Source organism: Dyella marensis (assembly GCF_049532885.1).
Classification (GTDB): Bacteria; Pseudomonadota; Gammaproteobacteria; order Xanthomonadales; family Rhodanobacteraceae; genus Dyella_D; species Dyella_D marensis.
Genome location: NZ_CP064029.1, coordinates 1674016 through 1694623, shown reverse-complemented (window position 1 = coordinate 1694623; position 20608 = coordinate 1674016). Strand labels below are relative to the sequence as shown.

The window sequence follows — 20608 nt, the reverse complement described above, 5'->3', positions numbered from 1 at the left end:
AAAGATCCTTGGCGGCGCACCGGGGGACTGGTGCGTCCGTCAAGGATAGAGCCATCGTGCGGTGCGATCGACCGGACTTATTCCAGCCGCAGCAGCCAGCCCTTGCCCGGCTCGACCGGAATCGCGTCGCCCGGCTTGAACGTCGCCGCCGGCTGGAAACCCGGGATCGCCGGCGCCACCAGTTTCGCCTTGGCCGGATTCAGGCCCAGCGCCTTCCAGTCGATGGCGAGCTTCGCCTCGGTCCGCTCCGGCGCCCACGAGGCCAGCGCCACCAGGGTGCCCTGCCCTTTGCGCACGTAGCTGGTGGCGAGCACGTCGTCGCGGCCGGTCTTGACCGGCGCATCGTGCACCCACCAGCCGATCATCTCCGCCTTGGCGATGCCGACGTCGTCCCACAGCTTCCACAGCGGACGCGGATCGCTCTTGGGCGACCAGCCCAGCCGGCTGGTCATGCCGAACACCATGCCGCGCCACGGGTTGCCGTCGTTCTGCAGCATCTCGCCCATCAGGCCGTAGGGAATGCCGGAGATCTCGGTCAGCCAGTACGCCGGCGTGCTCTTCTCGTAGTCGAAGTATTCGCCGAACCACAGGCGGTCGATGTAGGGGAACAGCTCCATGTACAGCAGCGAGCTGTTGATATAGCCGTCGCGCGGGTTGTACTGGTTGGCCGAATGCAGGTCGATCAGCGGATCCTGCCGGCGTGCCTGCAGCACCTTGCGCACGCGCTTCATGGTGGTGCGGTCGTAGGCGACGTCGTCCAGATACAGCCCGTCGATGCCTTCGTTGCGCGCCAGCCAGTCCAGGCCCTCGATGTAGTAGTTGTGCCAGCGGCTCTGTCCGGCATTGATCACCGCCGCGTCGCGGTTTTCCGGCACGTGCCAGGCGGGGATGTAATCGCCGTCCAGGTGTTCCTGCAGCCAGGAGAAGCCGCCGCCCTTGCCGGCGCTGATCACCTCGTGGCCCAGCGATTCGAGCATGGGCAGCTCGGGCGCGCGGTCGGACAGCTCGCGGATGGTGTCGTAGATCTTCACCCGCATGCCGCGCTGGTGGGCCGCATCGATGTATCTGCGCATCGCCTCGGCTTCCAGGAACGGATAGTTGATCCACGGATTGATCGGCGTGGCGTGATGGATGTTCACCACGTTCGCGCCGTCGGCCTTGATCGCGTCGAGGTCGCCGTACTTGTGGAAGAAGCGCTCGCCGAACTGCTGGGCCGGCTGGATGGTCTTGAACGGCGTCACGCGCAGGACCACGTCGTAGCGCAGCGTCTGCCCCGCCTTGAGCGTGCGCGAGCCGCTGAAGGCGCGCACCAGGTAGCGCTCCTTGCCGCGCTCCAGGTCGATGCCGCCCTGCCCGCCATTGTCCCAGGACTGCGGAATGCGCAGCGGCTGCTGCTGGTAGAAGTTGGTGTTGAGCGGGCGCAGGTAGTGCTCGTCGCGCAGGTGGAATTCCAGGCCGGCGTTGACCGCGCCGATCCACGCGCCGTCCTGGTTGTTGCGCACGTTCCAGTGCCAGCTGAAACCGGCCGGCGCTTCGCCGCCCTGCTGGCCGAGGCCGAGCTGGTAATGGGCCACCTCGTTGCGCAGCGGCATTTCCAGGCGGATGTCGCCGACCTGGGTTTCCCGGTCGGCCTGCAGCTCGATCGCGTACTGCAGGGTGCCGTCCGCTTCCAGCGAGGCCTTCACTTCACCGCGCAGCGGGCCGGCGTTGCCGGTCACCGTCCAGTGCACCTTGCCGGGTCCGTCGGTCTCCACTTTCGGCATGCCCTTGCCGGCCAGCGCATGCACGCCCGAGCCGTCTTCCACCAGCAACTGCATCGGCGCCTGCAGCAGTGCCTGCGGCTGCCTGGCGAAGCCGGTCATGCGCTCGTCGAAGCGGCTCTGGATCTGTGCGGGCAGGCCGCTGTCGGCGAGCGCGATGTCGCGGCCGAGAATGTCCAGCGTCGCGCCCTTCACGGCGATGGGCGTGAACGGCTTCACTACGGCGTCGTCCTGCGCCAGGGTGGAATCGAGCCAGCGCAGGCGGGTGAGCTTGAACGGATCGTCGTCGCCATGCGCAACCGCCACACCGTCGCCTACCGTGATGGAAAGCGGCACGCGCTGCGCATCCACGCCATCGGCGCCGATGCTCACTTCGCCCTGGTACACGCCGGGCTTGGCGTCCGCGGGAATATCCACGCCCATCCACAAGGGCTGCACGCGGCCCTTCGCCACATCCACGCGCGTGCCGAACGGCTGGCCGGTGTAGTCGATGCCGCGCAGATTGAAGCAGGTCAGCGCGGTGGCGGGGATGACCGCGCCGTCGGGACCGTGCAGGTCGCCGAAGGCCACGCGCACCGCGTTTGCCGGCGCGCGCGCTGCCCACAGGCCGATCTGGAAGCTGAGGTATTCGCCGCGCAGTGCGCTGTCGCTCAAGTCGCCGCCGGGGCCGCGCTGCGCCCACGAAGCCGGCAGCGTGTCGAACATGCGCACGGGATTGGCGCGCGTTTCCGGAAACAGCAGCAGCGGCCCTTCATGCTTCGCCAGCAGCGCGTCGAGTTCGGCCGGCGTGGCGGTGCGTTCCATCTCGGTATATGCATCGAAATCGTCCACCGCTTCGTAGCGCAGCACCTGCGCCTGCGGCAGGCGGTTCCAGGCCGAGGCCTTGCCGAGCTTGCCGGCCCAGGCCGAGTCGGCGATGTCGCGCGCCGCGGCGTAAGTGACCACCGGGTAATTGCTGCGGCCGCCGCCGACATAAGGCTGGTAGTACACCGCGTAGGTGCCGGCCTTCGCAGCCTGGAACACCAGTTCGCCGGATGCGCGGTCGATCTTGCCGGTGACGAGGTTGGCCACCGGCGCACCGTCGGGATCGGCCACGATCACCGCCAGCTTCTCCGGATGCGCATCGCGCCGGCGCCAGGGAATCACTACGTGCACGGCCTCGGCCGGCGCGTCGACCTGCACGAGATAGCGATGATTGCCCAGCTTGGCAGGATCCCAGCGCAGCACGGGCGCGCCGTGTTCGTCCGCATTGGCCACCGGTGCCAGCGCCAGCGACGCTCCCGCCATCATGCAGGCCAGCACTGCCCGCGCGTAGAACTGCCGCATCGTCCACCTCGCCCATGCTGCCAAACGGAAGTGTTTAACCCGATGCATGCGGGCGAGGCAAGTTCCGGACGTCTGGACGGCCGCGATTCAAGCGCCGCGGTCGGTGCGCAATGTGCGCAGTTCCTCATCGTGGCCGGCCGCGCCGCGGCCGCTGATCCAGCCGAACAAGGCGATGCCCGCGACGATCAGCACCGCGCCGCAGGCGGCATAGCCATGCGGCCAGGCCTCGCCCAGCAGCAGGCCGCCGAGCAAGGTGGCGAACAGCAGCTCGGCCGCCTGCATTGCCTCCACCGCGGCCAGCGCGGTGGGTTCGCTGCGCACCATGTCGGTGGCGCGGAAAAACAGCACGGTGGCGATCACACCGGAGGACAGCGCCACGCCGCCGGCCAGCAGCACGTCGCGCCACGACGGCGGGCCGACCGTGGCCCACGCGATGCCGGCGAACAGCAGCCACAGCGGCCAGCTGCACAGCGTCATGCCGAACACGCGCTGCACCGCGCCGAGCCGCGCCTGGCCATGCTCCAGATGCAGCAGCAGCATGCGATTGCCCAGCGGATACGCGAACGCCGACACCACCACCGCGCCGATCGCCAGCCAGTCGCCCGCGCTCAACCGTCCCTGCGCATGCCCCCACTGCAGCGCGAACACGCCGGCCACGATCAACGCGCCGATCGCCAGCGTGCGCCAGGCCAGCCGGCCGCGCGCATCGCGGTAGATCAGCGGCGCCATCAGCGGACCGGCCAGCACGGTGGTCTGGAAGCTGCCGGCGATCAGCCACGACGGCCCGCTGCTGGCGGCCCAGGTCAGCGGCACGCCGAACAGCACGAAGCCCACGCTGCTCCACAGCAGCCAGGTGCGCGGATGGCGGCGCAGTTCCCGCGGCAGCTCGCCCAGCCCGCCCTGCCACGGCAGCACCACGGCGAGGAGCGGCAGGGTGATCAGATAACGCAGGATGCCCGCCCACGCCCAATGCCCGCCGCCGGCGACGAAGCTGCGGTTGAGCACATAGGTCAGCGTGAAGAACAGCGCCGAGCACAGGGCGAGCCCGACGGCGGCGAGAGCATTGGAGCGCATGGGGAACTCAGGACGGGTGGCACGAAGATCGATGTTAGGCGATGCGGCCGGCATGCCGGCGTCTACAGGTTCGCCTGCAGATCGGCCAGCGTGATCATCAGCAGCATCGGGTCGAGCGGCGAAGGATCGAAGCCCACGTGGCAGTAGAACGCGCGCGCCTCGTGGCTGAGCGCATGCACCAGCATGCCGCGGATACCGATCGCATCGGCGGCGTGGCCCATGCGCAGGCAGGCGTCGCGCACCAGGGCGCGCCCCAGGCCCTGGCGCTGCCAGGCCCGATCGACGGCCAGCCGCCCCAGCACCACCACCGGCACCGGGTCGTGCATGTTGCGGCTGAAGCGGCTGGTGGCGAGGTCGCCGGCCACCGCGCTGGACGCCAGCGCGTAGAACGCGGCCACGCGTGCGCCTTCGCAGGCGACGTAGGTGCGCGAAGCACCCGTCGCCTGGTTGCCGGCGGCCCGCCGCCTGAGCCAGCGGTCGAGGCTGTCGACGCCGCAGGCGAAGGGTTCCAGCTGATGGTGCGCGGACAGCGGTTGCGGAGCGGCCAGCGTCACGCCTTGTCCCAGGGGGCCTTGCTGCGCAGGGTCTGGCGCAGGCGTTCGTTGGACTGGGGGGGCGCGTCCAGGCGTTCCAGGAAGGCGGTGTACGCCTCCGGCGTGGCCATGACGACCGCCTGCTCCAGCAGGGCTTCCTCGGCGGCCGTGCGGGCGGCGTCGAGGACGAAGTCGGTGCGGGTCTTACCCCGGACCTGGGCGGCTCGGTCGATCAAGCTGCGGTCCTCCGGTTTGATGCGAAGGTTCAGCGTATCCCGCTTGGCGGAAGGAGCGTCGGGTTTGGTCATGAGTTTCAGACTCCAGGCAAGGCGCCAGCCTACCAGGACGTACTGACAATGTCATTACTTATAGCCCGCCCTTACCCCAGCAGCGGCAAGCTCAGGCGCACTTCCAGCCCACCGCCTTCGGCGTTGCGGGCGCCCGCCTCGCCGCCGTGCACCTGCGCCACCCGGCTGACGATGGCCAGGCCCAGCCCGTGCCCTTCCGCCTTGGGCGCATTGCTGCCGCGGAAGAACGGCCGGAACAGCTGGGACAGCTCCTCCTCCGGCACGCCGGCGCCGTGGTCGCGCACGATCACTTCGGCGTGCCCGTGCTCCGCGCGCACCGCCAGTTCCACGCTGCCGCCTTCGGGGCTGTACTTGAGGGCGTTGCCGAGCAGGTTGTCCAGCGCGCGTTCGAGCAGCTGGCCGCTACCGGAAACCCAGGCCGGCGCCTCGATCGCCGCATTCAGGCGCAGGCCGCGCGCCGAGGTCTCGATCGCCGCCTTGGCCACGCATTCGCGCGCCAGTGCGGCCAGGTCCACCGGTTCGCGCTCCATCCCCGGCAAGCCGCCTTCCAGGCGCGACAGGGCCAGCATCTCGCCGGTCATGCGGTCCAGGCGGACGATCTCGCGCTCGGCCTGGGCGAAGTACGCGTCGGCCTGCTCGCCGTCGCTGCGCCGGGCCAGGTCGAGGATCAGCTGCAGCCGCGCCAGCGGCGAGCGCAGTTCGTGCGAGAGGTCCTGCAGCACGGCGCGGTCGTGCGCCACCAGCGCTTCGATGCGCACGGCCATGGCGTCGAAATCCTGCGCCAGCTGCGACAGCTCGCCCGGCCCGCGCCGCCCTTCCGGGCCGACCCGCGTCGACAGCTCGCCCGCCGCCATGCGCCGCGCCGCGCGCTGCATCGCTTCCACCGGCCGCGCCACGCCGCGCGCGAACCACCAGCCGATCAGCACGATGAACAGCAGCGAGAGCGCGAACTGCACGGCCAGGTAGATCTGGTTGCGCGTCTGCATGGGAATGCGCGAATGCGTGCGGCTCAGGGCGACGAGCTGCCGCGCACGGCCATCGCTGCCGGTGACCTGCTGCACGGCCAGGTAGATGCGCGGATACGGCTGCATCACCAGGTCATGCCCCGACGCCAGCCACTGCGGCAACTGATCGCGCACGCTGCCGGGCAGGCGGATCGGCACCAGCGGCTCGCCGTTCTCGTACAAGGTGGCGTCGACGCCGTCGCGGCGCTGGTCGCGGATCCATGCGTCGAGGCCGCTGGCGCCTCCGCTTGCATAGGCTTCGTTCGCGCTGTCGGCCAGCGCGGTCCAGTTGATCTCCACCGCGGTGTTGTATTCGATGAAGCTGCGCGTGACATAGCCGCCCAGCAGCAGCACCGTCAGGTTGGCCAGCACGAACCACACCAGCAGGCGCCAGAACAGCGAAGTCTTGAACGGATTCATGCCGCGCCCGCCACCAGCACGTAGCCGGCGCCACGCACCGACTCGATCCGCGGCGCCTGCTCCGAAGCCTCCGCCAGCTTGTGGCGCAGGCGGCTCACGTGCACGTCGATGCTGCGGTCGAAGCGCTCCAGCTCGCGCCCCAGCGCCATGCGCGTGAGCGTGGCCTTGTCCACCAATTGTCCGGCGCGCTGGGCCAGCGCCAGCAGCAAACCGAATTCCGCGCCGGTCAGCGACAGTTCCGCCTCGCCCGCATACGCGCGCCGCTCGCCCGGCAGCAGGCGCAGCACGCCCACTTCCAGCGTGCCCGCGGCGGCCGGCGAATGGCGGCGCAGCTGGGCGCGCACGCGGGCCAGCAGTTCGCGCGGCAGGCAGGGTTTGGAAAGGTAGTCGTCCGCGCCGAGTTCCAGGCCGATCACCCGATCCACCGGCTCGCCGCGGGCGGACAGCATGATCACCGGCAACCGGTGCTGCAGGCGCAGCTCGCGCAAGGTCTCCAGGCCATCGCGGCCGGGCATCATCACGTCGAGGATCAAAAGATCCGGCCGCTGTGCCGGAGGGCTCAGGCGCGCCAGCGCTTCCTCGCCGTCGTGGGCCACGTCGACCGTGAAGCCCTCCCGGCGCAGGTATTCGGCCAGCAGGTCGGTCAGGGCGCGGTCGTCGTCGGCAAGCAGGATTCGTTGCATGAGTCGCTGGCGTGGGTTTTTGCGCCATTCAAACGGCGCGGGAGCCGAGGAACCACGGGCTTTACGCTTCTTTACCCATCGGCAAAAAACATACACGCGGGCTTGTCGTCAAATACTCCGCAAGTCCCCCCAACCCGAAAGGTGAAGAACATGCGCAAGTCCCTCTTCCTCGGCCTGGCCCTCGCTTCCGCCATGACCCTTGGCACCGCGGCGTTCGCGGCCGGCCAGGACGGCGGCCAGCATTTCGGCGGCCATCGCGGCGGCCACGGCTTCATGGCCATGCAGAAGCTCAACCTCACCGACGCGCAGAAGGCCAGCATCCACGACCTGGTCAAGAACAGCTTCAGCCAGAACAAGGCCCAGCGCGACGCCCTGCGCGCCCAGCGCCAGTCCTTCGAATCGATGACCCCGGACCAGGCCGGCTACCAGGCCGCCGCGGCCCAGCTGGCCCAGGCCGAAGCCGCCGCCACGCAGACCCGCGTGCAGCAGCAGGCCCAGCTCAAGGCGCAGATCTACGCCCTGCTGACCACGCAGCAGAAGGCGCAGTGGGCCGCACTGAAGCAGGAGCGTGAACAGCGCCGCCAGCAGTGGATGCAGTTCAAGGCGCAGCAGAAGGCCGCCGGCTCCAGCGCGTCGACGGCCCAGTAAGACCTTCTCTGGAAGGGTAGTGCCCCGGTGAAAGCCGCGTCCGCCCCGTGCGGACGCGGCTTTTTTTACGCCTGCATCAAGGCCGCGCCGGCGGCGGCCACCTGGGCGTCCTGGGTGGATTGCATGCCGGAGACGCCGATCGCACCGGCTACCTTGCCGTCGCGGTACAGCGGCAGGCCGCCATCCAGCGGCAACAGGTGGTCCATGCCAAGGAGGCGCAGGCCCAGCCCGCCGTCGCGCACGGCGTCCTCGAACAGCTTCGACGGGCGGCGGAAATTCACCGCCGTTTCGGCTTTCGCCTGCGCCACCGCCACGCTCGCATGCTGCACGTCGTCCAGCGCATGCAGCATCACCAGATGGCCTCCGCTGCCGACGATGGCGATGGCCATCGGCCAGTCGTTGCGCTGCGCCTCGGCCTGTGCCGCGGCCATCACGCGGGCGGCATCGGCGAGCGTGATCGGCGCACCGTACGAAGGCGGGCGGCTCATGCGCGCACCGCGGCGAGGAACTCGCGCAGCAGCGGCAGCACCACGTCGGGCCGCTCGATATTCACGTGATGGCCGGCATCCGGAACGCGCACCAGGCGCGCATCGGGCAAACCGGCGGCGAGGCGTTCGGACAGCTCGATCACTTCCGGCTGGTCTTCCTCGCCCACGATCAGCAGCACCGGCATGCGCAGTTCCGCCAGCCGCTCCGGCGCGGGGACCGGCGGATTGCGCTGCAGCGAAGCGTGCTTCCAATAGCCGTCCGCACGGCCGAAGTTCCATGCGCTCATGGCGGCGATGCGTGCGCGCGCTTCCTGGTTGCTCTGCTGCGGCGTGCGGCGCGGTCCATCCACGAAGGCGCGCAGCGAGGTATCCAGCAAGGCATCGGCATCGCCGCCCTGCACCGCCGCCCAGAACGCCTGTGCCTCCGGCGTGCGCGTGGCGTAGTAGCCCCAGTAGCCCGCGCCGATCAGCGCCAGCGCAGTCACCCGCTGCGGATGCGCCAGCGCGAAATCCAGCGCCGTGCCGGCGCCGCCGGAACAACCCAGCAAGGCGCTGCATTCGATGCCGCGGTCGTCGAGCACGCGCTGCAGGTCTTGGTGATGCGCGAACGTGGTATCGGCGGGCATCGACGAGCGGCCGAAGCCGCGCAGGTCGTAGCGCAGCACGCGGTGCTCATCGGCCAGCGCGGCGAATGCTTCGTCCCACTGGCCGCTGTCGACCAGGAAGCCGTGCAGCATCGTCACGGCATCGCCGCGTCCCGCTTCTTCGGCATGGAAATGCACGCCGTCCGCCTCGATCCAGCGCGCCTGCGGCGCGCCGGTCTTCTTGTGCAGAAAAGTCGCTGACATGGAGGCGTCTCCTCAACGGCTGGCGCGCACGTCGCGCGCTTCCACCGCATCCACCCACACCGGCGGCGCGTAGCCGGCCGGCTTGTCGCCCACCGCGACGCCGCCGTGGATGCGGGTCTGCTGGCGGTCGGCGAACATGTAGTACGGGAATGGCGCATCCGGTGCGCTGGCTTCGTCCAGCCGTGCACGCAAAGCATCCGGCAGCGTGAAGTCGAGTGCGCCGAGGTTGTCTTCGAGCTGCGCCAGCCTGGTCGCGCCGACGATCAGCGCCGCGATGCCCGGCCGGTTCGCCGCCCAGTTCAAGGCCACCTGCGCCATGCTGCGGCCGCTTTCGCGCGCCACTTCCTCCAGCGCGGCGACGATGCGCCAGTTGCGCTCGGTGAAGCGCTCGAAGCCCGGCGCCGCGGTGACTTTGGCCAGACGCCCATCGCCCTCGCCGCCGGCCTGGCTCGGCCGGTACTTGCCCGACAGCAGGCCCATGCCGAGCGGACTCCACGCCGTGATGCCCATGCCCAGCCCGGTGGCCAGCGGCACGAACTCGTGCTCGATATGCCGCTCCACCAGCGAGTACTCCAGCTGCATGTTCACCAGCGGCGTCAGTGCATGCGCTTCGGCATAGGTCTGCGCACGCGACGCATACCATGCCGGCGTGTCGGACAGCCCGGCGTAGCGGATCTTGCCGGCGCGGACCAGGTCGTCGAGCGTGCGCACCACTTCCTCGGCCGGCGTGATGCGGTCCCAGGTGTGCAGCAGATAGAGGTCGATGTAATCGGTGCGCAGGCGGCGCAGCGAGCCTTCCACCGCGCGCAGGATGTTCTTGCGCCCGTTGCCGCCGGCATTGGGATTGCCGGGCTGCGCGTTGTAGCTGAACTTGGTGGAGATCACCACGCGGTCGCGCACGCCGGCCTGCTCCACGAACTTGCCGAGCAGGCTTTCGCTGCTGCCTTCGGTGTACATGTCGGCGGTGTCGATGAAGTTGCCGCCGGTGTCGAGATAGCGGTCGAACATGGCGCGCGCGGTGTCTTCCGCGGCGCCCCAGCCCCAGTCCTCGCCGAAGGTCATGGTGCCGAGCGAGAGGCGGCTGACGCGCAGGCCGGAGCGGCCCAGGGTGTAGTACCGGTCGAGTGACATCGTTCTGTTCCTTGAAAGCGTGGGCGGGGAGATCGTGGAAGGGAAAATCAGGGGAGACGGCCGACCTTGGCGTTGCCGAACAGCACCTGGCGGGTCTGTTCGAGCTGCATGAAGTCGTGCGGGAAACCGAGTTCGATGGCGCTGGCCTGGTCCAGGCGGCGGCGCTGTTCGTCGCTGAAGGCGATCTCCAGCGCGCCGAGGTTGTCCTCCAGCTGCTCGAGCGTGCGCGCGCCGACGATCGGGCCGGTGACGGCGGGATGCAGCAGCGTCCACGCCAGCGCCACCTGCGATGGCGTGCGTTCCAGTTCCTGCGCGATCTGCTTGACCACCTCGGCGATATCCAGGGCGCGCGGCGTCAGTGCGCCGATCGCCGCGGCGACATCCTTGCGCGTGCCGGTGACGTCGCTGCCGACCACCTGGCCGACGTGCGCCAGGTCCGCGCGGCTGTACTTGCCGGTGAGCACGCCGCTGGCCAGCGGCGACCAGGCCAGCACGCCCAGACCCAGTTCCTTCGCCATCGGCAGCAGCTCGCGCTCCACCGTGCGCTCGGCCAGGTTGTACTGCACCTGCAGCGCCACCAGCGGCGCCCAGCCGCGCAGGTCGGCCATGGTCTGCATGCGCGCGACCTGCCAGGCCGGCGCGTCGGAGATGCCGGCGTACAGCACCTTGCCGGAACGCACCAGGTCGTCGAAGCCGCGCATCACTTCGTCCACCGGCGTCAGGTCGTCCCAGGCGTGCAGGTAAAGCAGGTCGATGTAGTCGGTATCGAGGCGGCGCAGGCTCGCTTCCACCGAACGCAGCATGTTCTTGCGGTGGTTACCGCCGCCGTTCGGATCGTCCGGCCGCATGTTGAGCGAATACTTGGTGGCCACCACCAGCGAATCGCGGCGCTCGCCAATGAACTGGCCGAGCAGGCGTTCCGAGCTGCCGCCAGTATAGAAGTTGGCGGTGTCGATGAAATTGCCGCCGCGCTCCACGTAGAGGTCGAAGATGCGGCGCGACTCGGCGGCGTCCGAACCCCAGCCCCAGTCCTCGCCGAAGGTCATGGTGCCGAGCGAGAGGCGGCTGACGCGCAGGCCGGAACGGCCGAGGGTGTAGTAGCGATCGAGCGGCATGGGCGGAGTCCTCCGGTGGTGATGGAGGCAGTCTGGCCCTTGCCATTGCGTAGAAAAATACGGATTCTTTTGAAGCGTTATTTAGAGAATCTAATCAATGCGCGACGACCACTCCCCCGCCCTGCGCGCCTTCCACCTGATCGCCCGCTACGGCAGCTTCACCCGCGCCGCGGCCGACATGGAGGTCACCGCCTCGGCGCTGAGCCAGACCATGCGCCAGCTGGAGCAGCGCGTCGGCGTGCGCCTGCTGCAGCGGACCACGCGCAAGGTCGGCCTGACCGAAGCGGGCCGGCAGTTCCTGGAGCGCATCACGCCGGCGCTGGCCGCGATCGATGGCGCCCTGGACGAACTGCGCCAGCACGGCGACCGCCCCGCCGGCACCTTGCGCGTGACCGTGCCGGAGATCGTGCTGGACTGGCTGGTGGCGCCGCTGCAGGCGGACTTCCTGCGGCGCTGGCCGGAGCTCACGCTGGATGTCGGCGTTACCGGCGGCCTGGTGGATCTCGTCGCCGAAGGCTACGACTGCGGCATCCGCCTGGGCGAACGCCTGGCGCGCGACATGGTGGCGGTGCCGCTGGGCGGCAAAGTGCGTTCGATCGTGGCGGCCGCGCCGGGATACCTGGACAAGCACGGACGGCCGCAGCATCCGCGCGATCTGCAGAACCATGCCTGCATCCGCAACCGCTACGTGACCAGCGGCGCGATCTATCGCTGGGAGTTCGCCCAGCGCGGACGCTGGTTCGATCTCGACGTGGGCGGGCCGCTGATCGTCAACCATCCTTCGCTGGCGATCCGCGCCGCGCTGGACGGACTGGGCCTGACCCATACGCTGGAGCCGGCGGTGCGCGAACACCTCACCGCCGGCCGCCTGGAAAGCGTACTGGACACCTGGCTGCCGCCCTACGACGGTTTCTATCTCTACTACCCCAGCCGTTTCCAGGTGCCGCCGAAGCTGCGCGCATTCATCGACTTCCTGCGCGAGCGCATGGCTCAGCGATAGCGGTAATGCCCTTCGACCCATACGTGCGGGCCGGACCAGTAGCCGGGCACCCATACGCGTCCCCGTGCGGGAACGACGATGCAGCCGCTGAGCGCCGTGGTGGCGGCAAGCAAGGCAGTGCAGAAGAAGATCCTGGTCCGGCCCATGACGTGCTCCGAGTGGGAGAGGTGGGCAGGAAAACGGCGGCTGTGAAACGCCGATGACGAAGCGGCGCGGCGCACGATGCCGTGCGTTCAGGCCGCGGAGGGACGGCGTTCAGAGAAAGACAACGCTTCAAACTTGTTTCCTTCTCCCCTTGGGAGAAGGTGGCGGCAGCCGGATGAGGGTGCGGGCAAAGCGTAACGCCCCAACCCGCCCGCACCCTCACCCTAGTCTCAGGTCCAGCGACTGTACGGCTTGCCCAGCGCAATGCGCCCCGCACCCAGCAGCATCACCGCGATGGCGCCGCCCAGGTACATGCCCTGCAGCTCCAGCGCCCAGCCGCCGGTGTCGGCCAGCGACAGGAACTGGCTGGTGTGCACCAGCAGCAAGGCCACCACCATGTTGACCGCGACGATCAGCGCGCCGATGCGCGTCCACAGGCCCAGGATCAGCAGCAGCGGCGCCACCACTTCGCCCACGTACACGCCGTAGGCGAGAAACGACGGCAAGCCCTGCTGCGCCAGCACCTGCACGACGAAGCCCGGTCCATGGATCAGCTTGGACACGCCATGGAACAAAATCAGCGCGCCCAGCACCACGCGCAGCACCAGCTTGCCCAGTTCGTTGGATGAGGACTGCATGGAAAGCTCTCCGTCGATATAGCGGCCGCCCCGCGCGGCCGGGCGTTGCAGCTCAGCCGCGCGCCAGGCGCTCCACCACCGCACGGTAGCGTGCGGCGATGCCGGCTTCGTCCTGATGATGGAAATCACGCACCACCCAGCGGCCGCCGCACATCACGTGGCGCACCAGCGGCGTGTTGCCGGCGAACAGGAAGCTGTCCAGCAGCGAGCGCGTGTCGCGCGCCGCGAGCAGCGGCGAGGCCTCGTCCAGCACCAGCAGGTCGGCGCGCGCGGCGGTGTTCAAGCCGCCCACCGGCAGCCCGGCCGCGCGTGCGCCGCCGCGCAGCGCGGCGCGCCACAAGGTCTCGCCGACGCTGTCGCCCTCGTGCCGCGCCGCGATGTTGCGGTGGCGCGTGGACAGGCGCTGGCCGTATTCCAGCCAACGCAGTTCTTCCACCGGCGAGATCGAGATGTGCGAATCCGAACCGACGCCGAGCACGCCTTTGGCGTCGAGATAATCGCCCAGCGGAAACAGGCCGTCGCCGAGATTCGCTTCCGTGGTCGGGCACAGCCCCGCCACCGCGCCGCTGCGCGCGAGCCGCGAGGTTTCGTGGCCGGTCAGGTGGGTGGCATGCACCAGGGTCCAGCGCGCGTCCACCGGTGCATGGTCGAGCAGCCATTCCACCGGGCGCGCGCCGCGCGTGGCAAGGCAGTCCTGCACTTCGCCGATCTGCTCGGCGATATGGATATGGATGGGCAGGTCCTGCGCGATGTTCGTAGCCAGCAGGCCGCGCATCGCTTCTTCCGGCACCGCGCGCAGCGAATGCAGCGCGATGCCGATGCGCAGGCCGTCGCCTTCGTGGCGGCGCAGGGCTTCGAGCATCTTCACGTAGGAAGAAAGGTCATGGCCGAAGCGACGCTGGCGCGGGCCGAGCGGACGCCCGTCGAAACCGCCGGTCATGTACAGCACCGGCAGCAGGGTCAGCGCGATGCCGGTTTCGCGCGCCGCTTCGATCAGCGCCAGCGACATCGCCTCCGGTTGCGCATACGGCGTGCCGCCGGGCTGGTGGTGCAGATAGTGGAATTCGCAGACCTGCGTATAGCCGGCCTTGAGCATTTCCACGTACAGCTGCGCGGCGATCGCCTTCAGTTCCTCCGGACCGATCGCGGCGGCGAAGGCATACATGGTCTCGCGCCAGGTCCAGAAACTGTCATCGCTGCGTCCCTTGCGCTCGGCCAGGCCGGCCATGGCGCGCTGGAACGCGTGCGAATGCAGGTTCGGCATGCCCGGCAGCACCCAGGCGCCGAGCCGCTCGGCCTCGCCCCCGCCATGCTCGCCGAGGGGCGGCGCGACATGGCCGGTGGCGTCCACCGCGAAGGCGCCGTCGGCGCTCCAGCCATCGGCCAGCCACAGCTGGTCGGCGCTGTAAGTACGGGTGGCATCGCTCATCGACAAGGCTCCGGCTGCGTTGCGCGGAGTGTAACCGGCCCTGCACGGATGGCTACGGCATAATGCGCGGCATGGCCAAGAAGAATGAACACACTCCCAAGCTGCTGGTGCGCCAGGCGCAGCCGGCCGACGTCCCCGCCCTGGTCGCGCTCACCGGCCGCGTCTACACGCCCGAGTGGGGGCATTCGGCCGAGATGCTGCGTTCGCAGCAGACGCACTTTCCCGAAGGGCAGTTCGTGGTCGAGTACGAAGGGCGCATCGTCGGTTATTGCGCCACCTTCCGCATCGACGAGGCCAGCGCGCTGGCGCCGCATACCTGGATGCAGATCACCGGCGGCGGCATGGGTTCGCGCCACAAGCCGGACGGCAACTGGCTGTACGGCATGGAGGTGGTGGTGCATCCGGATTACCGCGGCATGCGCATCGGCCAGCGCCTGTACCAGGCGCGCAAGCGGCTGTGCACCGACCTGAAGCTGCGCGGCATCGTGTTCGGCGGCCGCGTGCCGGGCCTGGCCCGCGCCATCCAGCGCTACGGCAGCGCCGAGGCCTATGTGCAGGCGGTGGTGGAAGGCAAGCGGCGCGATCCCACGCTCAGCTTCCAGCTGTCCAACGATTTCCAGGTGATCGGCGTGCTGCGCGGCTACGTGCCGTCGGATTACGAATCGCTGGGCTACGCGGCGCATCTGGTCTGGCGCAACCCGCAGCTGCTGAACCAGCCGGACGTGCCATCGATCCCCTCGCCGCAGCGCCTGCCCGACTCGGTGCGCGTGGCGTCGGTGCAGTACCAGCAGCGGCGCATCAAGTCGTTCGAGGAATTCGCCACCCAGGTGGAATACTTCACCGATATCGCAGCGGACTACAGCGCGGATTTCGTCACCTTCCCCGAGCTGATCACCCTGCAGCTGCTGTCGATCGAGAACGCCGAACTGTCGCCGGTGGAGTCGATCCGCAAGCTCAGCCAGTACACGCCGCAGGTGAAGGAACTCTTCAGCCGGCTGGCGGTGCACTACAACATCAACATCATCGCCGGCTCGCACCCCACCGAGCAGCCGAACGGCGACATCCACAACGTCTGCTACGTATGCCTGCGCGACGGCTCGATCCACGAGCAGGAAAAACTGCACCCCACGCCCAGCGAACGCACGGTGTGGAACATCACCGGCGGCGACAGCGCGGCCACCATCCAGACCGACTGCGGCCCGATCGGCGTGATGATCTGCTACGACTCCGAGTTCCCGGAAGTCGCGCGCCACCTCACCGACCAGGGCGCGCTGATCCTGTTCGTGCCGTTCTGCACCGACGTGCGCGAAGGCTACCTGCGCGTGCGCTACTGCTCGCAGGCGCGGGCGATCGAGAACCAGTGCTACGTGGTGCTGTCCGGCAACGTCGGCAACCTGCCGGGCGTGAACAACTTCGACATCCAGTACGGCCAGAGCTGCATCCTCACACCCAGCGACTTCCCGTTCGCGCGCGACGGCATCGCCGCCGACTCCACGCCCAACATCGAAACCGTGCTGTTCGCCGACCTGCGCCTGGAAAGCCTGGCGCGCGCGCGCAACGCCGGCGCGGTGCAGAACCTCAAGGACCGCCGCTTCGACCTGTACGAAACGCGCTGGACCACCAAGCGCGACGGCAAATCATGAGCGAACCGGACACCGGAACACCGGCCAGCCGGCTGCGGCGGCTGGCCGGTTCGGATCTGTTCTCGCCGGTGCAGTGGCGCCGGCGGGTGCTGTTCTGGAGCGGCGCGGTCATCGTCGGCCTGGCCGCGGTCGGCTTCGCGCAGGCGGCGGACTACGCGTTCGGCCTGTTCCACCGCATGCTCGAACACAGCCGCTGGTGGGCTTTCCTGGTCACGCCGGCGATGTTCGCCGTGCTGGCCTGGCTGACCTCCGGCGCGCTCAAGCCCACGCGCGGCTCGGGCATTCCGCAAGCCATCGCGGCACTCAAGGTGGAAGACGACGGCTTCCGCGGCAGCCTGCTGTCGCTGCGCGTGGCGCTGGGCAAGATGGCACTCACCCTGGCCGCCTTGCTCGGCGGCGCCTCGGTGGGACGCGAAGGCCCCACGGTGCACGTCGGCGCGGGACTGCTGTATTCGCTGGGCCGGCGCTTCGGTTTTGCCGACGCGGCCGCGGCGGGCCGCTTCATCCTGGCCGGTTCCGCCGCGGGCCTGGCCGCCGCCTTCAACACGCCGCTGGCCGGCGTGGTGTTCGCCATCGAGGAAATGAGCGGCGCGTTCGAGCACCGCATGAGCGGCATCCTGCTGACCGCGGTGATCATCGCGGGCGTGGTGTCGCTGGGCATCCTCGGCAACTACGCGTATTTCGGCCGCCTCGACATCGGCTTGCCGCTGGGCCGCGCGTGGTGGGCGGTGCTTGCCACCGGCATCGGCTGCGGCCTGGCCGGCGGGCTGTTCGCGCGCCTGATCCTGCCGCACGACCAAGGCCTGCGCGGCGCGATGGGCCGCCTGCGCGCACGCCATCCGGTGCTGTTCGCCGCGGCCTGCGGCCTCGCCCTGGTGCTGCTCAGCCAGCTCACGCAGACCGGGCTCTACGGCACCGGCTATGCGCAGGCCCGCGCCATCCTGGAAGGGCACCAGGACACCGTCAGCGCATTCGGCGCGCTGAAATTCCTGGGCAATATCGCTTCGTACTGGGCCGGCATTCCCGGCGGCATCTTTTCGCCCGCGCTGGCGGTGGGCGCCGGACTCGGCCAGAACATCGCCGCGCTGCTGCCCGGCGCGGACGTGCCGGCAGTGGTGCTGCTGGCGATGGCCGCGTATCTGTCCGGCGTGACGCAGGCGCCGCTCACCGCCACCGTGATCTCGATGGAACTGACCGCCAACCAGCAGATGGCGCTGCCGATCATGGCCACCTGCCTGCTGGCGCGCGCAGCCTCCTCGCTGCTGTGCCGCAAGCCGGTGTACCGCGCGCTGGCCGACCGGTTGATCGAAGGCTATGAGCAGGAGCTGGCGCGGCGCGACACACCGCCCGCCGCTACCGGCGACAACGACGCGGCGCTGGTGGAAGACCCCGCCACGCCCACGCCACCCGAACCACGCGAGACGCCATGAACACGCAAGCCTGGGACCTGTTGCTGACCGGCGCCGCGCTCGCCACGTTCGAAGGCGCGCAGCCCTATGGATTGATCGAGGACGGCGCCATCGCCGTGGCCGGCGGACGCATCGCCTGGATCGGCCCGCGTGCGCAGTTGCCGGCCGATGCGCTGCAGCGTGCAGCGCACGTCGAAGAGCTCGATGGCGCGCTGGTCACGCCCGGCCTGATCGACTGCCACACGCACCTGGTGTTCGGCGGCGACCGCGCGCACGAGTTCGATCTGCGCCTCAACGGCGCCAGCTACGAGGAGATTGCGCGCGCCGGCGGCGGCATCGCTTCGACGGTGAAGGCGACGCGCGAGGCCGATGAAGACAGCTTGTTCGCGCAGGCGCTGCCGCGTGCGCGTGCGCTGCTTGCCGATGGCGTCACCACCATCGAGATCAAATCCGGCTACGGGCTGGAACTCGAAAGCGAGCGGTGCATGCTGCGGGTGGCGCGCCGGCTCGGCGAAGCGCTGGGCATCACCGTGCGCACCACCTTCCTCGGCCTGCACGCGCTGCCGCCGGAATACCAGCAGGACCGCGACGCCTACGTCGCGCTGGTGTGCGAACGGATGCTGCCCGCGCTGGCGGAGGAAGGGCTGGTCGATGCGGTGGATGCGTTCTGCGAAGGCATCGGCTTCACCCGCGAGCAGACGCGCCGCGTGTTCGAACGCGCGGGTGCGCTGGGCCTGCCGGTGAAGCTGCATGCCGAGCAGCTGTCCAATCTGGAAGGCGCGGCGCTGGTAGCCGAATACGGCGGGCTTTCCGCCGATCATCTGGAATACCTGAGCGACGACGGCGCGCGCGCGATGGCGGCGAAGGGCACGGTGGCGGTGCTGCTGCCGGGGGCGTTCTATGCGCTGCGCGAAACGAAACTGCCGCCGATCGCCGCACTGCGCGAGCATGGCGTGGCGATGGCGGTGGCGACGGACTGCAATCCCGGCACCTCGCCGCTGCTGTCGCTGCGCATGGCGGCGGGGATGGCCTGCACGCTGTTCCGCCTGACGCCGGAAGAAGCCTTGCGCGGCGTCACGGTGCATGCGGCGCGCGCGCTGGGGCTGGACGATCGCGGCACGCTGGCAGTGGGCAAGCGCGCGGATCTCGCCGTGTGGGAGGCAAAGCGGCCGGCGGAGCTGTGCTACTGGATCGGCGGCGAACTGGTGCGTGCGGTGTATCGCGGCGGACGGAAAGCTTGAGCTGCCATTGATTTTCAGACCACTCTGATCGCGTCTCCCGCTAGCCTTGGTCTGCGGTCCCACACGGAACGTGCGGGCGCATGCGGGAGGCGCGATGGTGGATTTCAGTCAGTTTTCGAACATGCGGTATGTCGGTTCCGTGCCGGTGCTTCCGGGCGTGGATGGCGCGGGCTCGACGGCATGGGCGCCCCTGCCCGATCCTTGCCGTGAAGGCTGGTGCGTGCGCGTATCGACGAGCCGCGAGGCGACGGCGGAGTTGCCGCCGGATCCTGCCGCGGCGACCGACGGTCGCATTCTTCCGCTTATCTCCCACCTCCAAGCGGTGGCAAGGGCCATCGCACCGGACGTTTCCGTCGCGATCGAAAGCGCCGCGGACTTTGCCATGATCGAATCCGCCGATCCGGCCCTGCTGCCGGCGGCCCTGCTCGATGCCTGGCAAGCAGCCCTGCTCGACGCCTGCGATGCGGGCGACGATCAAGCACGCTGGCTGCTCGTCCAGGTGCTCTCCATGCAGATGGACCGGGCCGGCATGCCGCAGGTGCATGCACTGCATCGCGTTGCGCAGGCGCATGCCCTGCATGGCGAAGAGCAGGCGCAGGAGGACGCGAGACCCGAGTGGCAGGCGCGGCGCATCGAGCTGGATCTGGCGCTGGCCAGGCGGCTGAGCGGCGCATCGAGACGCTTCGCGCTGCACGACATGGACCTGCGCCACGCAGCGGCGGTCGAGCAAGGTTCCGGCGCGGTGCTCAAGGCCTGGATCGAAACGCTGCTCTACACGGCCGAGCAGCAGCTGGGCGACGTCGCGCGGAGCAAGCTGACCGAAGCCATGCTGGCAGCCCGGCGCCTGTGCGCCGTGCCGGGCATGGCCGACGCCGGAGAGTACCTGCTGGCGCGGGTGCTGCTGCGCCTCGCCGGCCGCGAGCGCGGCGAAGTGCGCCTGCAGATGCTGGCCGAGGCACAGCACCTGCTGGATGCGCTGTTTACGCGCACCTCCAGCGCGCGCGTCGCCATGGCGGTAGCCGAAGCCTCGCTGGAACACGGCCGCGCCGCCCCCGTGGAATCGGCGAAGCAGATCTTTTCCCACGCGCTCGCCCACGCCTTCATCGCCGGCTGCGAGCCGCGCTGGCAACAGGCCAGCCTGCGCTGCCGCCTCGCCATCCAGCTCGCTTACGAAGCCTTGCCGGAAATGTCGCCGCAAGGCCATGTCGCGCTCGACCTGGCGCGCAAGCTGGAGCGCCAGCCGCTGCCGCCGGCCGAAGCGATCGAAGGCATGGCCCAGACCTTTATCCGCCATGGCGAATTCGCGCGCGCCTGCCGCCTGTGCGCAAAGGCGTGGCTGGCGGGCATGCGCTTGCGCGCCTTGTCTCCAGCGTGGCGGCAGGCCGCCACGGCCTGGCGGAACCAGCTCGCCTCCGCCCGCGAGCACGCCGACTGGCAGGAAAACGAACGCCACCGCCGCATCGCGGCCCAATGGCAATGAGCACGCGTGTGGCGCCGTCGCCCCAAAGAAAAAGCCCCGCCGTAGCGGGGCTTTTCGAGCGGAACCCGTCTCTGCCCGAGACAGGCCGGCGCTTCAGGCCGACTTCTTCTTCGGCGCGGCCTTCTTGGCGGCGGCCGGCTTGGTCACGGTCTCCTTGGCGCCCACCACGGCAGGCTGCGCGCCGTGCACGCGGGTGTTGCCGTAGCTGCCACGGTAAGTCTTGCCGCGACGGGTCTTGCGATCGCCCTTGCCCATGGGGAACTCCTTGGTTAGACGTAAGTTGAAC

The 20608-nt window shown here is 69.3% G+C and carries 20 protein-coding genes; 6 read left to right on the top strand and 14 right to left on the bottom strand.

What is annotated here, in order from left to right:
* Positions 1 to 77 precede the first annotated feature (77 nt).
* The 6 genes from ISN75_RS07415 to ISN75_RS07390 form a co-directional block, all read right to left on the bottom strand.
* Entirely contained in the window at positions 78 to 3086 is a 3009-nt protein-coding gene (locus tag ISN75_RS07415; protein ID WP_168648596.1) for a glycoside hydrolase domain-containing protein, read from the bottom strand.
* An 87-nt stretch (positions 3087 to 3173) separates the two neighbouring features.
* Positions 3174 to 4160 (bottom strand): multidrug resistance efflux transporter family protein, encoded by a 987-nt coding sequence (locus ISN75_RS07410; protein WP_167255703.1) that lies wholly within the window; start codon positions 4158 to 4160, stop codon positions 3174 to 3176.
* A gap of 62 nt (positions 4161 to 4222) precedes the next feature.
* Positions 4223 to 4714, bottom strand: a complete 492-nt coding sequence (locus ISN75_RS07405; RefSeq protein ID WP_168648595.1) for a GNAT family N-acetyltransferase — start codon at positions 4712 to 4714, stop codon at positions 4223 to 4225.
* A complete protein-coding gene (locus tag ISN75_RS07400) occupies positions 4711 to 5001 on the bottom strand; it encodes a DUF1778 domain-containing protein (RefSeq protein ID WP_168648594.1) in 291 nt (96 codons plus the stop codon). Before ISN75_RS07400 ends, ISN75_RS07405 begins: the two co-directional genes overlap by 4 nt.
* A gap of 71 nt (positions 5002 to 5072) precedes the next feature.
* Positions 5073 to 6425 carry a sensor histidine kinase gene (locus ISN75_RS07395; protein WP_168648593.1) on the bottom strand — a complete coding sequence of 451 codons (1353 nt, stop codon included), beginning with the start codon at positions 6423 to 6425 and terminating at the stop codon, positions 5073 to 5075.
* Entirely contained in the window at positions 6422 to 7108 is a 687-nt protein-coding gene (locus ISN75_RS07390; protein ID WP_343818937.1) for a response regulator, read from the bottom strand. The genes ISN75_RS07395 and ISN75_RS07390 overlap by 4 nt, the downstream gene beginning before the upstream one ends.
* A 150-nt stretch (positions 7109 to 7258) precedes the next feature.
* On the opposite strand from ISN75_RS07390, the gene ISN75_RS07385 reads away from it, so the two are divergent.
* Entirely contained in the window at positions 7259 to 7756 is a 498-nt protein-coding gene (locus ISN75_RS07385) for a Spy/CpxP family protein refolding chaperone (protein ID WP_167255714.1), read from the top strand.
* A 65-nt stretch (positions 7757 to 7821) separates the two neighbouring features.
* On the opposite strand, the gene ISN75_RS07380 is transcribed toward ISN75_RS07385, so the two are convergent.
* From ISN75_RS07380 to ISN75_RS07365, 4 genes are read right to left on the bottom strand one after another with little or no spacing between them, the layout of a single operon-like run.
* The gene (locus tag ISN75_RS07380) at positions 7822 to 8244 is read right to left on the bottom strand and encodes a GlcG/HbpS family heme-binding protein (protein WP_167255716.1); all 423 of its coding nucleotides are present in this window, start codon (positions 8242 to 8244) and stop codon (positions 7822 to 7824) included.
* Positions 8241 to 9092, bottom strand: a complete 852-nt coding sequence (locus ISN75_RS07375; protein WP_168648592.1) for an alpha/beta fold hydrolase — start codon at positions 9090 to 9092, stop codon at positions 8241 to 8243. The genes ISN75_RS07380 and ISN75_RS07375 overlap by 4 nt, the downstream gene beginning before the upstream one ends.
* 12 nt (positions 9093 to 9104) lie before the next feature.
* Positions 9105 to 10223, bottom strand: coding sequence for an aldo/keto reductase (locus ISN75_RS07370; RefSeq protein ID WP_168648591.1), 1119 nt, complete (start codon positions 10221 to 10223; stop codon positions 9105 to 9107).
* Between the two features lie 47 nt (positions 10224 to 10270).
* Positions 10271 to 11338, bottom strand: coding sequence for an aldo/keto reductase (locus ISN75_RS07365; protein ID WP_168648590.1), 1068 nt, complete (start codon positions 11336 to 11338; stop codon positions 10271 to 10273).
* A gap of 97 nt (positions 11339 to 11435) precedes the next feature.
* On the opposite strand from ISN75_RS07365, the gene ISN75_RS07360 reads away from it, so the two are divergent.
* The gene (locus tag ISN75_RS07360; RefSeq protein ID WP_167255723.1) at positions 11436 to 12338 is read left to right on the top strand and encodes a LysR family transcriptional regulator; all 903 of its coding nucleotides are present in this window, start codon (positions 11436 to 11438) and stop codon (positions 12336 to 12338) included.
* Here ISN75_RS07360 and ISN75_RS07355 read toward each other — a convergent pair.
* The 3 genes from ISN75_RS07355 to ISN75_RS07345 form a co-directional block, all read right to left on the bottom strand.
* Positions 12329 to 12484: a hypothetical protein gene (locus ISN75_RS07355; RefSeq protein ID WP_168648589.1), complete on the bottom strand. Its 156-nt coding sequence runs from the start codon at positions 12482 to 12484 to the stop codon at positions 12329 to 12331. The genes ISN75_RS07360 and ISN75_RS07355 overlap by 10 nt on opposite strands.
* A gap of 228 nt (positions 12485 to 12712) precedes the next feature.
* The gene (locus ISN75_RS07350) at positions 12713 to 13120 is read right to left on the bottom strand and encodes a DoxX family protein (protein ID WP_167255727.1); all 408 of its coding nucleotides are present in this window, start codon (positions 13118 to 13120) and stop codon (positions 12713 to 12715) included.
* Positions 13121 to 13172: 52 nt separating this feature from the next.
* Positions 13173 to 14549 (bottom strand): formimidoylglutamate deiminase, encoded by a 1377-nt coding sequence (locus tag ISN75_RS07345; RefSeq protein WP_168648588.1) that lies wholly within the window; start codon positions 14547 to 14549, stop codon positions 13173 to 13175.
* A gap of 71 nt (positions 14550 to 14620) precedes the next feature.
* Between ISN75_RS07345 and ISN75_RS07340 the strand changes: the two genes are divergently transcribed.
* The 4 genes from ISN75_RS07340 (at position 14621) to ISN75_RS07325 (ending at position 20322) form a co-directional block, all read left to right on the top strand.
* Positions 14621 to 16192, top strand: coding sequence for a bifunctional GNAT family N-acetyltransferase/carbon-nitrogen hydrolase family protein (locus tag ISN75_RS07340; protein WP_168648587.1), 1572 nt, complete (start codon positions 14621 to 14623; stop codon positions 16190 to 16192).
* Entirely contained in the window at positions 16189 to 17622 is a 1434-nt protein-coding gene (locus ISN75_RS07335) for a chloride channel protein (RefSeq protein ID WP_168648586.1), read from the top strand. Before ISN75_RS07340 ends, ISN75_RS07335 begins: the two co-directional genes overlap by 4 nt.
* Positions 17619 to 18842, top strand: coding sequence for an imidazolonepropionase (gene hutI, locus ISN75_RS07330; protein ID WP_343818932.1), 1224 nt, complete (start codon positions 17619 to 17621; stop codon positions 18840 to 18842). Before ISN75_RS07335 ends, hutI begins: the two co-directional genes overlap by 4 nt.
* A 382-nt stretch (positions 18843 to 19224) precedes the next feature.
* A complete protein-coding gene (locus tag ISN75_RS07325; protein WP_168648584.1) occupies positions 19225 to 20322 on the top strand; it encodes a hypothetical protein in 1098 nt (365 codons plus the stop codon).
* Positions 20323 to 20415: 93 nt separating this feature from the next.
* On the opposite strand, the gene ISN75_RS07320 is transcribed toward ISN75_RS07325, so the two are convergent.
* Entirely contained in the window at positions 20416 to 20577 is a 162-nt protein-coding gene (locus ISN75_RS07320; protein WP_090450405.1) for a 30S ribosomal protein THX, read from the bottom strand.
* Between the last annotated feature and the right edge of the window lie 31 nt (positions 20578 to 20608).

Bases quoted from the DNA above. Each gene is read 5' to 3' on its own strand.
- ISN75_RS07415 (WP_168648596.1), bottom strand. From the start codon at position 3,086: ATGCGGCAGTTCTACGCGCGGGCAGTGCTGGCCTGCATGATGGCGGGA.
- ISN75_RS07350 (WP_167255727.1), bottom strand. From the start codon at position 13,120: ATGCAGTCCTCATCCAACGAACTGGGCAAGCTGGTGCTGCGCGTGGTG.
- ISN75_RS07345 (WP_168648588.1), bottom strand. From the start codon at position 14,549: ATGAGCGATGCCACCCGTACTTACAGCGCCGACCAGCTGTGGCTGGCC.
- ISN75_RS07360 (WP_167255723.1), top strand. From the start codon at position 11,436: ATGCGCGACGACCACTCCCCCGCCCTGCGCGCCTTCCACCTGATCGCC.
- ISN75_RS07395 (WP_168648593.1), bottom strand. From the start codon at position 6,425: ATGAATCCGTTCAAGACTTCGCTGTTCTGGCGCCTGCTGGTGTGGTTC.
- ISN75_RS07390 (WP_343818937.1), bottom strand. From the start codon at position 7,108: ATGCAACGAATCCTGCTTGCCGACGACGACCGCGCCCTGACCGACCTG.
- hutI (WP_343818932.1), top strand. From the start codon at position 17,619: ATGAACACGCAAGCCTGGGACCTGTTGCTGACCGGCGCCGCGCTCGCC.
- ISN75_RS07340 (WP_168648587.1), top strand. From the start codon at position 14,621: ATGGCCAAGAAGAATGAACACACTCCCAAGCTGCTGGTGCGCCAGGCG.
- ISN75_RS07410 (WP_167255703.1), bottom strand. From the start codon at position 4,160: ATGCGCTCCAATGCTCTCGCCGCCGTCGGGCTCGCCCTGTGCTCGGCG.
- ISN75_RS07335 (WP_168648586.1), top strand. From the start codon at position 16,189: ATGAGCGAACCGGACACCGGAACACCGGCCAGCCGGCTGCGGCGGCTG.
- ISN75_RS07320 (WP_090450405.1), bottom strand. From the start codon at position 20,577: ATGGGCAAGGGCGATCGCAAGACCCGTCGCGGCAAGACTTACCGTGGC.
- ISN75_RS07365 (WP_168648590.1), bottom strand. From the start codon at position 11,338: ATGCCGCTCGATCGCTACTACACCCTCGGCCGTTCCGGCCTGCGCGTC.
- ISN75_RS07385 (WP_167255714.1), top strand. From the start codon at position 7,259: ATGCGCAAGTCCCTCTTCCTCGGCCTGGCCCTCGCTTCCGCCATGACC.
- ISN75_RS07380 (WP_167255716.1), bottom strand. From the start codon at position 8,244: ATGAGCCGCCCGCCTTCGTACGGTGCGCCGATCACGCTCGCCGATGCC.
- ISN75_RS07375 (WP_168648592.1), bottom strand. From the start codon at position 9,092: ATGTCAGCGACTTTTCTGCACAAGAAGACCGGCGCGCCGCAGGCGCGC.
- ISN75_RS07355 (WP_168648589.1), bottom strand. From the start codon at position 12,484: ATGGGCCGGACCAGGATCTTCTTCTGCACTGCCTTGCTTGCCGCCACC.
- ISN75_RS07400 (WP_168648594.1), bottom strand. From the start codon at position 5,001: ATGACCAAACCCGACGCTCCTTCCGCCAAGCGGGATACGCTGAACCTT.
- ISN75_RS07370 (WP_168648591.1), bottom strand. From the start codon at position 10,223: ATGTCACTCGACCGGTACTACACCCTGGGCCGCTCCGGCCTGCGCGTC.
- ISN75_RS07325 (WP_168648584.1), top strand. From the start codon at position 19,225: ATGATCGAATCCGCCGATCCGGCCCTGCTGCCGGCGGCCCTGCTCGAT.